Annotated in this window: 13 protein-coding genes and 1 pseudogene; 11 read left to right on the forward strand and 3 right to left on the reverse strand. The window is 67.6% G+C overall.

What is annotated here, in order from left to right; translation table 11 throughout:
* Positions 1 to 75: 75 nt before the first annotated feature.
* On the reverse strand, positions 76 to 657 hold the full coding sequence (locus B2W22_RS11370) for an ANTAR domain-containing response regulator (RefSeq protein WP_175124541.1): 582 nt from the start codon (positions 655 to 657) through the stop codon (positions 76 to 78).
* Between the two features lie 418 nt (positions 658 to 1,075).
* Between B2W22_RS11370 and B2W22_RS11375 the strand changes: the two genes are divergently transcribed.
* From B2W22_RS11375 to B2W22_RS11415, 9 genes and pseudogenes are all read left to right on the forward strand, one after another.
* Positions 1,076 to 2,374: a CmpA/NrtA family ABC transporter substrate-binding protein gene (locus B2W22_RS11375; RefSeq protein ID WP_239212833.1), complete on the forward strand. Its 1,299-nt coding sequence runs from the start codon at positions 1,076 to 1,078 to the stop codon at positions 2,372 to 2,374.
* A 25-nt stretch (positions 2,375 to 2,399) separates the two neighbouring features.
* On the forward strand, positions 2,400 to 3,230 hold the full coding sequence (gene ntrB, locus B2W22_RS11380; protein ID WP_175124542.1) for a nitrate ABC transporter permease: 831 nt from the start codon (positions 2,400 to 2,402) through the stop codon (positions 3,228 to 3,230).
* A 4-nt stretch (positions 3,231 to 3,234) separates the two neighbouring features.
* Positions 3,235 to 4,113: an ABC transporter ATP-binding protein gene (locus B2W22_RS11385; protein ID WP_175124543.1), complete on the forward strand. Its 879-nt coding sequence runs from the start codon at positions 3,235 to 3,237 to the stop codon at positions 4,111 to 4,113.
* Between the two features lie 10 nt (positions 4,114 to 4,123).
* A pseudogene (locus B2W22_RS11390) lies at positions 4,124 to 5,326 on the forward strand (NAD(P)/FAD-dependent oxidoreductase); the annotation flags it as partial.
* An 18-nt stretch (positions 5,327 to 5,344) separates the two neighbouring features.
* A complete protein-coding gene (locus B2W22_RS11395; protein ID WP_175124545.1) occupies positions 5,345 to 8,065 on the forward strand; it encodes a nitrate reductase in 2,721 nt (906 codons plus the stop codon).
* Between the two features lie 106 nt (positions 8,066 to 8,171).
* Entirely contained in the window at positions 8,172 to 8,897 is a 726-nt protein-coding gene (locus B2W22_RS11400) for a hypothetical protein (protein ID WP_370633016.1), read from the forward strand.
* Between the two features lie 84 nt (positions 8,898 to 8,981).
* Entirely contained in the window at positions 8,982 to 9,299 is a 318-nt protein-coding gene (locus B2W22_RS11405; protein ID WP_105240220.1) for a DUF883 family protein, read from the forward strand.
* A 68-nt stretch (positions 9,300 to 9,367) separates the two neighbouring features.
* Positions 9,368 to 9,784: a phage holin family protein gene (locus B2W22_RS11410; protein WP_175124547.1), complete on the forward strand. Its 417-nt coding sequence runs from the start codon at positions 9,368 to 9,370 to the stop codon at positions 9,782 to 9,784.
* 3 nt (positions 9,785 to 9,787) lie between these two features.
* Complete coding sequence (locus B2W22_RS11415; protein ID WP_175124548.1) at positions 9,788 to 10,150, forward strand: hypothetical protein; 363 nt, start codon at positions 9,788 to 9,790, stop codon at positions 10,148 to 10,150.
* A gap of 117 nt (positions 10,151 to 10,267) precedes the next feature.
* On the opposite strand, the gene ubiD is transcribed toward B2W22_RS11415, so the two are convergent.
* Positions 10,268 to 11,812, reverse strand: a complete 1,545-nt coding sequence (gene ubiD / locus B2W22_RS11420) for a 4-hydroxy-3-polyprenylbenzoate decarboxylase (protein WP_175124549.1) — start codon at positions 11,810 to 11,812, stop codon at positions 10,268 to 10,270.
* Positions 11,813 to 11,893: 81 nt separating this feature from the next.
* Between ubiD and B2W22_RS11425 the strand changes: the two genes are divergently transcribed.
* Entirely contained in the window at positions 11,894 to 12,712 is an 819-nt protein-coding gene (locus B2W22_RS11425; RefSeq protein WP_175124550.1) for a lytic transglycosylase domain-containing protein, read from the forward strand.
* Positions 12,713 to 12,788: 76 nt separating this feature from the next.
* Here the strand turns inward: B2W22_RS11425 and B2W22_RS11430 are convergent, their stop codons facing one another.
* Positions 12,789 to 13,949 (reverse strand): pyridoxal phosphate-dependent aminotransferase, encoded by a 1,161-nt coding sequence (locus B2W22_RS11430; RefSeq protein WP_175124551.1) that lies wholly within the window; start codon positions 13,947 to 13,949, stop codon positions 12,789 to 12,791.
* Between the two features lie 43 nt (positions 13,950 to 13,992).
* On the opposite strand from B2W22_RS11430, the gene B2W22_RS11435 reads away from it, so the two are divergent.
* Positions 13,993 to 14,904, forward strand: a complete 912-nt coding sequence (locus B2W22_RS11435) for an FAD-binding protein (protein WP_175124552.1) — start codon at positions 13,993 to 13,995, stop codon at positions 14,902 to 14,904.
* The last annotated feature ends 77 nt before the right edge of the window (positions 14,905 to 14,981 follow it).

Genomic DNA, 14,981 nt, shown 5'->3' on the forward strand with positions numbered 1-14,981 from the left:
TGATAGGGACGGGTTCTCATCCCCACAACTTTTGATTTCTTTATTTCATATAGCCAAAATTTATTTGGCAGCGTGTCAGGCGCTGCCCAGCCATTGGCTCATTTCGACGACTTCGCGGGCGACTTCGCCCAGCCGTTTCTGGCTTTGCATGGCGCGCTCGCGCAGCAGCCGATGCGCGTCTTCCTCGGAAACGGCGCGCGTCTTCATCAGGATACCCTTGGCCTTCTCCACCCACTGCCGGTCCGCCAGGCGGAGCTGGGCCTCGCGCAGTTCCTCGCGGCGGGTCTTCTCCACGGCAAAGCGCTCGATCGCCACGGTCAGCAGGGGTTCGATGCGGGCGGCCGGCACATCGCCCACCACATAGGCGGCCACGCCTGCGCGTAGCGCCGTGCGGATGGTCTCGCGGTTGTCGTTGTCGGTGAACATCACGACTGGCCGGTCGCTGTACGAACTGGCGACGCAGATGTTCTCCAGCGTGTCGCGGCCGGGGGCGTCGCTGTCGATCAGTACGACGTCGGCGGCGGACTGCGCGATGCTGGCGGCCAGGTCGGCGCCCGGGGCCACCTCGGCGACGACGTGCACGCCCGCTGCGGCAAGCGTTTGCCGCAGCGACGCCGCGCGTCCTTCGCCATCGTTGAGCAGCATGACCTTCAGCATGAAACACCCCCTGTCTGCTTGCTGATGCAAGTTCCATGCCATGGTTGCCGCACGCGGCGGCGGGTGCCTGAGCAAGGTGGCGGGGCGCGCGCCGCACAGCGATGGTGCGCTGCGGCATCGCTCTGCGCACCAATATGGCTCCGCCCCTGATTCACGGCAGCACGGCGCTGACGCCGCGGAATCGCCGCAGCGCCAGCGCCCGCGCGGCCTGCAGGGCGGTTGGCATCTTTCCGCGAAAAACTGGCACAGCGATTGCTTAAGTGAAAACGGGGCGGCCAACGGCGGTCGCCCGACGCAACACGCCGCGACACGCGGCCAGGGACAACGACGTTCCGCTGCGCCATCGGATCCAGATCCGTGGCGCGCGGGACGTTTTTTTTTTCCGCCATTTTTTCCGTCACCCCGCAAGGAACCCTCCATGACGCTCATGACCCGCAGTTCCTCGACCGTCACCGCGCCCGCCGACGCGACCGCCAACGCCAGCCGCCGCAAATGGCTGGGCGGCACGGCGCGCGCGGTAGCCGGCGCCGGCCTGCTTTCGCTGGTCGATCCGCTGGTGCGCGCCGGCGCATGGGCCGCCGGGACAGACGCGCCGGAAAAGACCGAGGTCAAGATCGGCTTCATTCCGCTGACCGACTGCGCCTCGGTGGTGATGGCGTCGGTGCTCGGCATCGACAAGAAGTACGGGGTCAAGATCACGCCGTCGAAGGAAGCATCTTGGGCCGCCGTGCGCGACAAGCTCATGAACGGCGAACTGGACATGGCCCACGTGCTGTACGGCCTGGTCTACGGCGTGCACATGGGCATCGGCGGTCCGAAGAAGGACATGGCCGTGCTGATGAGCCTGAACCAGAACGGTCAGGCGATCACGCTATCGAACAAGCTGCTGGAAGCGGGCGCACGCGACGGCGAATCGCTGGCCAAGCTGATGGCGGCCGACAAGCGCGAATACACCTTCGCACAGACCTTTCCGACGGGCACGCACGCGATGTGGCTGTATTACTGGCTGGCGGCTCATGGCATCAATCCCATGAAGGACGCCAAGGTGATCACCGTGCCGCCGCCCCAGATGGTGGCGAACATGCGCGTGGGCAACATGGACGGCTACTGCGTGGGCGAGCCGTGGGGGGCGCGCGCCATCATGGACAAGATTGGCTTCACCACGGTGACGTCGCAGGGCATCTGGACCGACCACCCCGAAAAGGTCCTGGGCGCCAGCGCCGACTTCGTGAACCGCAATCCCAATACCGCGCGTGCGGTCACCGCCGCGATCCTGGAAGCCGGCAAATGGATCGACGCGTCGCCCGAGAACCGCCGCAAGACGGCCGAGACCATCGCCGCCAAGTCCTACGTCAACACCGATGCGGGCGTCATCGTGGACCGAATGCTGGGGCAGTACGACGATGGCTTGGGCAAGAAGTGGTCGGACGCGCACGCCATGCGCTTCTATGCGGACGGCGCCGCCAATTTTCCGTACCTGAGCGACGGCATGTGGTTCCTGACACAGCACAAGCGCTGGGGCTTGCTGAAGGAGCATCCCGATTACCAGGCGATCGCCACCCAGATCAATCGCGTCGACGTCTACAAGCAGGCCGCGCAGGCCGCGGGCGTTGCGCTGCCCGCCAGCGAAACGCGTACGTCCAAGCTGATCGACGGTGTGGTCTGGGACGGCAGCAATCCGGCGGCGTATGCCGACGGTTTCAAGGTCAAGGTCTGATGGCCACCACCAAAGGGGACTCGAAATGTCTACCGTAACGATGACAACCCGCGGCGACGCATTCGCCGCGTTGTGGCGGGAACGCCTGGAATCCGCGCTGAAGGCGGTCGTGGGGCCCGTCGCCGGCTTTGCGCTCTTCGTGCTGGTCTGGCAGGTGGTGGCGATGCGCATACCGGAGATCCCGACGCCGGGCGTCACGTGGCATGCGGCCGTCGAGCTTTTCTCGGACCCGTTCTACGACAACGGCCCCAACGACAAGGGCATCGGCTGGAACCTGCTGGCTTCGCTGGAACGCGTGGCGATCGGCTTCGGGCTGGCGGCGCTGGTCGGCATCCCCGTGGGCTTTGCGATCGGCCGTTACGCCGCCGTGCGCGCCATGTTCTCGCCGATCGTCAGCCTGTTGCGGCCGGTGTCGCCGCTGGCGTGGCTGCCGCTGGGGTTGCTGCTGTTCAAGGCGGCCAACCCCGCCGCGATCTGGGCGATTTTCATCTGTTCGATCTGGCCGATGATCATCAACACCGCCGTGGGCGTGTCTCGCGTGCCGCAGGACTACCTGAACGTGGCGCGCGTGTTGAACCTGTCCGAATGGAAGGTGACGACCAAGGTGCTGCTGCCTGCCGTGCTGCCCTACATGCTGACCGGCGTGCGGCTGTCGATCGGCACCGCCTGGCTGGTGATCGTGGCCGCCGAGATGCTGACGGGCGGCACGGGCATCGGATTCTGGCTGTGGGACGAATGGAACAACCTGAAGGTCGAGCACATCGTCATCGCCATTTTCGTGATCGGCATCGTGGGGCTGCTGCTGGAAACCCTGCTGGTCGCGCTGGCCCGCCGTTTCACCTATACCGAGGAATAGCGCCATGAAGAAATTCGTACGCATCGAACGCGTGGGTCAGACCTTCGACACCCGCAAGGGCGCCTTCGTGGCGCTGCGCGATATCGACCTGACGGTCGAGCAGGGCGAGTTCATCACGCTGATCGGCCACTCCGGCTGCGGCAAGTCCACCTTGCTCAACCTGATCGCCGGGCTGACCCGGCCGACCAGCGGCGTGCTGCTGTGCGCCGAACGCGAGATCACCGGCCCGGGGCCCGACCGCGCGGTGGTGTTCCAGAACCATTCGTTGCTGCCGTGGCTGACGTGTTTCCAGAACGTGCACCTGGCGGTCGAGCGGGTATTCGGCGCCACGGAAAAGCGCGCCCAGCTGGCCGAGCGCACGCGCGCCGCGCTGGACCTGGTGGGCTTGCTGCCCGCGCAGAACAAGCTGCCGCGCGAGATTTCCGGGGGCATGAAGCAGCGTGTGGGCATCGCGCGCGCGCTGGCGATCGAGCCGGGCGTGCTGCTGATGGACGAACCGTTTGGCGCGCTGGACGCGCTGACCCGCGCGCATCTGCAGGACGAGTTGCTCAAGATCGTGGCCAAGACGCGCACGACCACGATCATGGTCACCCACGACGTGGACGAAGCCGTGCTGCTGTCGGACCGCATCGTGATGCTGACCAACGGGCCGGCCGCGACCATCGGGGAGATCCTGCCGGTGCCGCTGTCCCGTCCGCGCGATCGCGTGCGGCTGGCCAACGATCCGACGTATCTTGCGTGCCGCGCGGGCGTGGTGGACTTTCTGCATCGCCGGCACGGTAATCCCGAACGTTCGCAGGCCGCGGCGCAGGCGAATGCGGTCCTGTCGGTTGTGCCCGCGCCGTTGGAAGAAGCAGCGGCGACGGCACGCGCCGCCGCGTAGGAGGTCTGTCATGCAAGCCAGGCAGAAGCTGGTCGTGGTCGGCAACGGGATGGCCGGGATTCGCACCGTGGAGGAGCTGCTCACGCTCGCGCCGGATCTCTACGACATCACGGTGTTCGGCGCCGAGCCTCACACCAACTACAACCGGATCCTGCTGTCGCCCGTGCTGACCGGCGAACGCACGCTGCAGGACATCGTGCTGAACGACGAGGACTGGTATGCACGCCACGGCATCCGGCTGCTGCGCGGCCGCACGGTGACGGATATCGATCGCGCGCGGCGCGTGGTGCAGGCCGACGACGGTTCTCGTACGCCTTACGACAGGCTGCTGCTGGCAACCGGGTCCACGCCTTTGATCCTGCCGGTGCCGGGTCATGATCTGGACGGCGTGGTGGCGTTTCGCGACATCGGCGACGTCAATCACATGATCGACGCCGCCACGCGCTACCGTCACGCGGTGGTGATCGGCGGCGGATTGCTGGGCCTGGAGGCCGCCAACGGCCTGGCGGCGCGCGGCATGACCGTGTCGGTGGTGCACCTGGGCGCGGCGTTGCTGGACCGCCAACTGGACGGCGAGGCTGCCGCGCTGCTGCGCGAAAACCTGGAAGCGCGGGGGCTGACGTTTTTGCTCCAGCACCAGACCGAGTCGATCCTGGGCGGCACGGACGGGCGCGTGCGCGCGGTGCGCTTTGCCGACGGCACGGAAGTCCCGGCGGATCTGGTGGTAATGGCCGCCGGGGTGCGGCCCAACACCGAACTGGCCCAACGCTGTGGACTGCATGTGGATCGGGGGGTGGTGGTGAGCGACACCTTGCAGACGTTCGACCCGCGCATCTATGCGGTGGGGGAATGCGTCAGCCACCGTGGCACGGCCTACGGGCTGGTCGCGCCGCTGTTCGAGCAGGCCAAGGTCGCGGCCAATCACCTTGCGCTGCACGGCATCGGCCGTTACGAGGGCAGCGTCACGTCGACGAAACTCAAGGTGACCGGCATCGACCTTTTCTCCGCGGGCAACTTCGCGGGCGGCGCGCAGACCGAGACGATCACGCTGGCCGACATGCCGGGCGGCGTCTACAAGAAACTGGTTATTCGCGACGACCGCCTGGTCGGCGCCTGCCTGTACGGCGATACGGCGGACAGCGCCTGGTACGTGCGGCTGATCCGCGAAGGCGTCGGCATCGGCGCGCTGCGCGACCGGCTGATGCTGGGCGAAGCGGGGGCGGAGTAGGACATGGACATGCCGATGGCGCGACGGATTGAAATCGTCAACGAAGCGGCGCGAGACGTGGCGTCGGTCTGCTGTTATTGCGGCACCGGCTGCGGGGTGCGCGTGCAGGTGCGCGATGGTGCGGTCGTTGGCGTGCGCGGCGACGAGTCGCATCCGGCCAATCGCGGCCGCTTGTGCAGCAAAGGTCTGGCGCTTGCCGACACCGTGCGGCGCGATGACGCGCGCGTGTTGTCGGCGCAATGGCGTTCGGCGCGCGATCAGCCCCTTGAGGATGTCGCGCTGGCGCAGGCGCTGGACATCGCCGCGGACCGGCTGGCCGACGCGATTACCCGGCACGGCCCGGATGCCGTGGGCTTTTATCTGTCCGGACAGTTGCTGACCGAAGACTATGCCGTCTTCAACAAGCTGGCGCGGGCGCTGGCAGGCACGAACAACATCGACACCAATTCGCGCCTGTGCATGTCAAGCGCGGTGTCGGGCTACAAGCGCACGCTGGGCGCGGACGCGCCGCCCGCCTGCTACGAAGACCTGGAACTGGCCGACACCGTGCTGATCGCCGGGTCCAACATGGCCTACGCGCACCCCGTGCTGTTTCGCCGGCTGGAAGCCGCGCGGGCCAGCCGGCCGCACATGAAGGTGATCGTGATCGACCCGCGCCGCACCGACACGGCGGCGTTTGCCGACCTGCATCTGCCGATCGCGCCAGGGTCCGACGTGGCGCTGTTCAACGCCATGCTGCATGTGATGCTGCGCGAGGGGCTGGTCGACGAGGACTACATCGCGCGCCATACCGAGGGCTTCGAGACGCTACGGGCGCGCGTGCAAACGGTGACACCCGAGGCGGCGCAGCGCCTCTGCGGCGTGCCGGCGCAGGACATCGTCCAGGCGGCGCGCTGGTTCGGCCAGGCGCCGGCGGCGCTGTCGCTGTACACGATGGGCTTGAACCAGTCGGTGGCGGGCACTGACAAGAATGCGGCGCTGATTCACCTGCATCTGGCCACCGGCCAGATCGGGCGTCCCGGCGCGGGGCCGTTTTCGCTGACGGGCCAGCCCAACGCCATGGGCGGGCGGGAAGCGGGCGGCATGGCGACCCTGCTGCCGGGCCATCGCGATCCCGCGTCGGCCACGGACCGCGCCGAGGTCGCGCGGCTGTGGGGGCTGAAGCGCCTGCCCGACGCGCCAGGCGCCACGGCGCTCGACATGTTCGACGCGGTGCTGGACGGGCGCATCAAGGTGTTGTGGATCGCGGCAACCAATCCCGCGCAGTCGCTGCCGGATCAGGCGCGCGTGCGGGCCGCGTTGGCCCGCGCGGAGTTCGTCATCGTGCAGGAGGCATTTGCCGGCACCGAGACGCTGGCCCATGCCGACCTGGTGCTGCCCGCGGCGACCTGGCCCGAGAAATCCGGCACGGTGACCAACTCCGAGCGGCGCATCAGCCGGGTCCGCGCCGCCATCGCGCCGCCCGGCGACGCGCAGCCCGACTGGCGATTGGCCCAGGCAGTTGCGCAGCGGCTCGCGGCGCGCATCGCGCCGGCCAAGGCGGCGCTGTTTGCCTATCGCGACGAAAGCGAGATCTTTGCCGAGCACGCCCGCATGACCGCCGGCCGGGACCTGGACTACAGCACGGTGGATTACGCCGTGCTGGCGCAGCACGGACCGCAGCAATGGCCGTACCGGGCGGGGCAGGGCACCGCGCGCCTGTACGCCGACGGCGTGTTTCCCACCACCAGCGGCCGCGCCCGGTTCTGCGACGTCGCATGGCGGCCGACCGCCGAAACCGTTTCCGGCGACTTTCCGCTGCAACTGACGACGGGCCGGTTGCGCGATCACTGGCACACGATGGCGCGCACCTCGCTGGCTCGCGTGCTGACGCAGCATGTCGAGGAGCCATGGGTATCGCTGCATCCGGAGGACATGCGCCGCCTGGATCTGGCGCCCGGGTCACTGGCCCGGCTGCAGTCGCGGCGCGGCGCGCTGGTGCTGCCGGTGCAGGCGGACGCGTCGCTGCTTCCCGGCCAGGCCTTCGTGCCGATGCACTGGGGTAGCGCGTTCATGGCCGGCTTGGGCGTGAACGCGCTGACCAACCCGGCAGCCGATCCGATATCGCGCCAGCCCGAGCTCAAATTCAGCGCCGTGCGCGCCGAGCGGGCGGGCCTTGCGTGGCAGGCGGCGGCGTGGCGGCAGGGCGATGCAGCGGCGCTGCGCACCCGGCTGGCGCCCTGGCTGCACCGCTTCGACTATGCCGTCGTCCTGCCGGTGGGCGCGGGCGGCGTCCGGTTGCGGCTCGCCAGCCGCGTCGCGCCAGAAGCCGACGTGCTGCACGAGTTGGCAGACACGCTGGACCTGCGGCGTCCCGATGTGGCGTACGACGATCCGGCGCGCGGCTATTTGCGCCGGGTCAGCGCCGGCCAAGGCACGCTGCATGCCTTTCTGCTGACGGGCGACCTGCGCGCGCAGGAGCCGCTGCTGGCGTGGGCTGCGGGAGGCGAGGCGCCCGCCAGCATCGCGGCGCTGCTGATGGGACGCGTTGCGGGCGCGGTGCGTTCGCGCACCCTCTGCGTCTGCAATGGCGTTAGCGAAGCGGCCATCCTGAAAGGCATCGAAGGCGGCTGCGATCTGGCGGGGCTGAAGGACACGCTGGGTTGCGGCACCGGCTGCGGTTCGTGCGTGCCGGAGATCCAGGCGCTGATGGCGCGCGCCCCCGCGGCGCCGGTGCTGGCGTGACGACACGTTCGGACATACGCCGGGCACGGCAACCGGTGTAGTATCAAGCCAGCTGTCCCCAAGGCGGGACGGCGCTTTCGGATTTCTGGAGTGGCTTGTGACGACGATGCGAAAAATGGCATCCCTGGTTTTTGCGGCCGGCGCGTTGGGCGCGGCCGCTACGGCGCAGGCCGGCGTGTGTGACGCGAAGTTCATGCACGACGGCGGCGCCGTCCAACTGACCGGCTCGGGCAATCTGGCGCTGGGCGCGGATCTGACCTTCGCCGAAGTTACAAAAAGCAATGGCGACAACTGCCGCGCGCGCGTGCAGGGCGTTGCCCGATTCAGCTACGCGGGCCTGCCGCCCGGCAAGTCCAAGCTCGACTACCTGATGACCGTCAAGGGCGGCCAAGCCACCTTCCTGCGCTACGCCAGCGCGGGCGAAGCGCCCAAGCCTTCCGAAGGCCAGTTCGACCTGCGCATGCTGGGTCTCTTTGCCTACGACGGCAAGCTGGCGGCGGGCCAGAAGCTGCCCGGTTCGTCGTTCCGCCTGAAGATCGGCAAGGAAGCGCCGGTGGGCGGCCAGCCCAGCACCACGGTGCGCATCGGTGAAAAATCGGTTGGTCAGAAGACCTCGATGGACACCGCACTGGGCAAGCAGTCGTGCCACCCGATCACCTACACGCGCAATTCGGATCCCACGATGGCCACGTTTCAGGGCCTGACCATTCCCATCCCCGGCATGAACACGACGGTCACCGATTGGTATTGCCCGGCCGTGAATCTGGTGATGAAGCAGGACATCGATCAGGGCGGCGTGAAATCCGCCGTTGAGATTACGCAGATCAAGTAGCACCCGGTAGCAAGCGGGCGTTTCCGCCCGCATGGCCGCTGGTATCATCGTTTCCGTCATGGACACACAACAGGAGCTCAGAAAATGGCAACGAGAAAATCCGAAGACGTCGCAAAAGAAAAACTCATGGACAGTGTCAAGACCAGCCTGAACGACGCCGAAAGCCTGCTGCGCGAAGCCGCCAGCAGCACCGGCGACAAGGCCAACGAACTGCGCGACCGCGCCATGACCTCGCTGCGGCGCACGCGCGAGGCCCTGTACGAAGCGCAAGACGCCGTCCTCGAACGTGGCCGCAAGGCTGCCCGTGCGACGGATGACTACGTGCACGACAATCCCTGGCAAGCCATCGGGGTCGCAGGCGTGACCGGCCTGCTGCTCGGCTTGCTGATCAGCCGCCGCTGACAGGGCAGGACGTCCGGGCGGCAGGCACGGCTTCATGCCGTTGCCTGCCGCCCGGCGTTCTTTCAGCCATGGGTCTAAGAAAAACTGTTTTCGGTGTTGCCTCCAGCCTGGTCGGGCTGATGCGCACGCGGCTGGAGCTGCTGGCTCTGGAAGCCGCGGACGAAAAGGCGCGCCTGCTCAAGCTGCTGGGCCTCGCGTTTGCGGCCCTGCTATTTCTGACGCTGGCGGTGCTGGTGGCCACCATCACCATCGCCGTGGCGTTCTGGCCCACGGAAGACCGCTATCTGGCCCTCGGGCTGCTGGCGGCGTTCTATGGGGTGGCCGGCGTGGTGTTGTTGCTGGTGGTGCGCCACGGACTCGTGTACGGACAGACGCCGTTTTCGGCCACGCTCGAAGAGCTGGGCCGGGATGCGGAACTGCTGGACCGGGTGCGCGACATGCATGCCGACGACGAGACGCCGGTGCGCCGGCGCGAGGAGTTCTAAGCCATGTCGAAAAGATCTCCGACTGTCGACCGCGCCGTGCGCATCGAATTGCTGCGCGCCCGCGCGGCCATCGAGCGCGAGTCGCTGGCACAGAACATCGTGTCGGCCGGGCGCAGGCTCGAGCCCAGCGCGCTCATCCGCGGCATGCTGCCGGGTCTGGCGTCTGGCGGCGCGTCCCGCTGGGCGTTGCAGGCCATCACGATGGCGCGGCGTTATCCCATCATCAGTTCGTCGCTGTCCGCCATGTTCATGCGTGGCGGCAAGCGCGGCAAGCTGTTGAAGCTGGCCGGCGGCGCCTTCGTGGGCTGGCAGCTCTTGAAGGCCTGGCGCGGCGCGCGCCAGGACGACGACCGGGAACGCGACTGACGCCAGCTGCCAGATAAAAACCCCGCCGCTCAACCGGTCCCGCACCGCCAGACTTTCGTCCAGCAATGCGGGCCCGGCCAGGCGGCGGGGTTTTTTTATGCGCAGGCAGTGGCGCGTCTACAGTCCCAACTGCCCCCACATATCGTCCACGCGCTTCTTGACATCCGCGTCCATCGTGATGGGAGTGCCCCATTCACGATTCGTCTCGCCCGGCCACTTGTTGGTGGCGTCCAGGCCCATCTTGCCGCCCAGGCCGGACACGGGCGACGCGAAGTCCAGGTAGTCGATCGGCGTGTTCTCCACCAGCAACGTGTCGCGCACCGGATCCATGCGGGTGGTCATCGCCCAGACCACTTCCTTCCAGTCGCGCGGATTGATGTCCTCGTCCACGACCACGATGAACTTGGTGTACATGAACTGGCGCAGGATGCTCCACAGCCCGAACATGACGCGCTTGGCGTGGCCCGCGTACTGCTTGCGGATCGACACCACGGCCAGCCGGTAGCTGCAGCCTTCGGGCGGCAGGTAGAAATCCACGATTTCCGGAAGCTGGCGGCGCAGCAGCGGCACGAAGACTTCGTTCAGCGCCACGCCCAGCACGGCGGGCTCGTCGGGCGGCTTGCCGGTGTAGGTGGAGTGATAGATGGGGTTGCGGCGCATCGTGATGCGCTCGACGGTGAAGACCGGGAACCAGTCCTGCTCGTTGTAGTAGCCGGTGTGGTCGCCGTACGGACCTTCCAGCGCCATTTCGTAGCCGGTGTCGGGCGGGGGATTGACGCCTTCGGGCACCACGGGCTTGATGGCACGCGGGTCCGAGGACGGCAGCAGATGGCCTTCCAGCACGATTTCGGCCCACGCGGGCACGGACAGGTTGCTGCCCAGCGCCTGCGCGACTTCGGTGCGCGAACCGCGCAGCAGCCCCGCAAACTGGTATTCGGACAGGCTGTCCGGCACCGGCGTGACGGCGCCCAGCGTGGTGGCCGGGTCGGCGCCCAGCGCCACCGCAATCGGGAAGGGCGTGCCGGGGTTGGCGATCGCGTGGTCGCGGAAATCCAGTGCGCCGCCGCGGTGCGACAGCCACCGCATGATGAGCTTGTTCGGGCCCAGCAACTGCTGGCGGTAGATGCCCAGGTTCTGGCGCTTGGCGTTGGGACCGCGGGTAATGACCAGGCCCCACGTCAGCAGCGGCGCCACGTCGCCCGGCCAGCAGGTCTGGATGGGCAGCCGGTTCAGGTCCACGTCCTTGCCTTCCCAGACGATTTCCTGGCAGGCGGGGCTTTTGACGTTCTTGGGGCTCATGTCCCACAGCGCCGATTTCAGCATCGACACCTTGGCCAGCGCATCGCGCAGGCCCTTGGGCGCCTCGGGTTCGCGCAGCGAGGCCAGCAGTTCGCCGATGTCGCGCAGCGCGCTGACGTTGTCGGCGCCCATGCCGCGCGCCACGCGGGCAGGCGTGCCGAATAGATTGGCCAGCACCGGCATCTGCGCGGGCTGGCCGTTGTGGCGGGCGTTTTCGAACAGCAGGGCGGGGCCTTCGGCCCGCAGCACGCGGTCGGAAATCTCCGTCATTTCAAGCTGCGTCGACACCGGCGCAGCAATGCGTTTGAGTTCGCCCATTCGTTCAAGTTGGGCGATGAAGTCTCTAAGGTCGCGGTATTTCACTACAGATCCCAGCGATTTGGTTACATTTCGGATTCAAAGAGAGGTTAACATTGACTCCCTCTTTTTTACGCAGGAGGTTTTATGCCCGATGCGTCAGTGGCCAGCCTGTTCAGGAACATGGCCCAAGGAGTGCACCAATATCTTGCCGAATCCCTGCGCATTTGCTCTGTCTACCTGGGCATCGCGGTCATTGTGACGGTAAGCATGGGATTCGCCCTGCCTGGTTTGCGCGACCAGGCATTGCAAGTGCACAAAGCCTTGTTGACCGCCCTCGCGCCTTCATCCATGCAGGCCAGCTCCGAGTCCGAAGCCGGCTCCGAACTGGGTGCCGACACCTCGTCGGCAATTGCCATGGCCGTACCCACCGCACCCGCCAGCAACGCCACCGGCATGCTGGGGCCGGCTCGTGTCGCGCCGCCCGCACCCAAAAAGACCGCGTCGGCGGCTACGGGACCGCAGGCCGAAGCACTGCGCAACTATATCTCGCGCAAGTACAAGGTTGCGTATGACGCGACCGGTCCGCTGCTGAACACTGTGTACAAGGTCAGCCGCGAAAAGCAGTTGGACCCCTTGCTGGTCCTGGCCGTGATCGCCATCGAATCGCGTTACAACCCGCTGGCCGAAAGCCATGTGGGCGCACAGGGCCTGATGCAGGTCATGACCAGCGTGCACCAGGACAAGTTTGACGCGGTCGGCAAGAATCCGCTGGACCCGGCCGCCAACATCGGCGTCGGCGCCACGATCCTGCGCGACTGCATCAACCGCCGCGGTTCGATCGACGGCGGGCTGGCGTGTTACGTGGGGGCCACGGGCCCGGACGACAACGGCTACGGCGCCAAGGTGCAGGCGGAACGCCGGCGCCTGGCGCTGGCGTCGGGCATTGCGCTGGCGCGCGACTGATCCGCGCTGTCCGTTCTGAAAAAAAAAGGCGCGTCCCGCAAGGACGCGCCTTTTTCATGGGGACGGCACAGCAGGGTCAGCGCTGCAGCAGCACGCCCATCCGCGCGACCGCTTCTTCCAGGCGGTCCAGGCCGGTGGCGTACGAAAACCGCATGGTGTGCGCCGCGTGCGCCGGTCCGAAGTCCAGGCCCGGCACGGCGGCCACGCCGGCTTCCAGCAACAGGCGCTGCGAGAACGCGGCGCTGTCCATGCCCAGGCTGCTGATATCGGCATAGATATAGAAGGCGCCGTCCGGCTTGACCGGCACGTCGATGCCCAGGCGCTCGAATTCCGGCAGCAGGTAATCGCGGCGCTGCTTGAAGGCTTCGCGGCGGTGTTCGAAGGTCTTCAGCGCGGCGGGCGTGAAGCAGGCCAGCGCGGCGTGCTGGGCCAGCGTGGGCGCGCAGATCGCCAGGCTGGAGGCAATCTTTTCCACCGGCGCGACCATGTCGTCGGGCACGATCATCCAGCCCAGGCGCCAGCCCGTCATGTGGAAGTACTTGGAGAAGCTGTTGATGACGATGACGTCGTCGTCCAGCGTCAGCGCCGAGCGCGGCTGGCCGTCATAGGACAGCCCCAGATAGATTTCGTCGACGATGGCAAAGCCGTCGCGGGCGCGCACCTGCGCCAGCAGCTCGGCCAGCTCGCCGTGGGCGATCGACGTGCCGGTGGGATTGCTGGGCGAGGCCACCATCACGCCCTGCGTGGCGGGCGTCCAGTGACGCGCGACGTCGTCGGCGGACAGCTGGAAGCGTTTTGCCGCCGTGCTGGGAATCAGGCGCGGCACGCCGCCCGCGGCCAACACGAAATTGCTGTTCGCCGGATACGACGGATCGGGCATCAGCACCTCGCCGCCGGTATTCACCAGCGCCGCGCAGGCCAGCGTCAGGGCGCCCGAGGCGCCCGCGGTCACAATGACGCGCCGCGGGTCGATGGCGGCGCCGAACTGGTCGCGGTAGAACTGCGCGATGGCCTCGCGCAGCGGGGCGATGCCCGCGCCCGGGCTGTAGCCGCTGAGGCCGGCGCGCGCGGCGCGGTCCAGCGCTTCCACCACCTGGGGTGGCGCGGTAAAGTCCGGTTCGCCGATGCCCAGGCTGATAATGTCCTTTCCGGCCGCCTGCAGCGCCTGCGCCTGCTTGAACAGTTCCATCACCTGGAACGTCAGGAAATCGTGAGTGCGGGTAGCGAGGCGGGGCATCGGAATCTCGAAAGCGTCATCTAGCAAAAAAGGAATTGTAGTCATGCAGCCATCCCGGCGCGCCTTTCTCATGGGCCGGCGACCCGTCCAGACGCCGTGGGCGGCCTTCGTGCAACGCCTGGCGCTGGTGTGCCGCGGCAAGGTCCGCGACCTGGGCGAGGGCGGGGCGGACGGCACCTGCGCCATGCTCACGCCGGCGTCCGGGGCCGACGTCGTCCAGGCGCGCAAGCTCTGCGCCGAGTACCACGTGACGCTGGAATTGGAAGGGGCGGCGGGACCCTTCGCGCCCTCGGCCCGACCGCGCCTGCGGGTGGATCCCGTCTTGCTGGCCGGATTGACCCGGTTGGACGGGGATGCACCACGGTGGCACGCGCAGCCCGGCGTGACCGTGGCGGCGTTGGCCAGCGCGGGGCTGCGGCAGTTCGCCGGGCTGCCGGGCGACATGACGCTGGCCCAGTGGGTGGCGGCGCCGGCGTCCTGGCCGGCGGGCCATTGCGCGGCCTCGGGCCTCGTAGCGGCGGACGTTCTGCTGGCCGATGGCATCGAGGAAACGCTGGGCGCGTTCGGCGAAACCGACGTGCAGCCGCTGCGGTCGGCGACCGTGCAGCGCCTGGTGCCGGCGCTGTTCCAGCTTGCGTCCGGCGGTGATGCATTCGCGACCAACGACGGCTATCACTGGCTGGGCCGCTACCGGCTGGACGCGCTCAAGCCCGTCACGCCGGCCACCGTCAACCTGGCGCAATTGCTGCTGGGACACGGCGGCACGCTGGCTTGGCTGCAGGGCGCGGTGCTGGTTGACGTGCCGCCCGGCGACGATGTCCGTACCGGCGCCGCGACCGCGTCCCGGCCTGAACCGGCTGCCCCGGGATTGGCAACCGTCCGCCTGGACGGCCGCGTCAAAACCCAGTTCGACCCCGACGGCTGCTTCCCGGAACTCCTGTGGCCCGAAGTCTGACAAACGTTCAGCTTGCTGTAAGATTCCGGCGCTCGACCTCAAGAAAGCGCAGGGCCCGCGTATCGCACGGCCCGTCA

The organism is Achromobacter sp. UBA4530 (assembly GCF_002388205.1).
Lineage (GTDB): Bacteria > Pseudomonadota > Gammaproteobacteria > Burkholderiales > Burkholderiaceae_B > Achromobacter > Achromobacter animicus.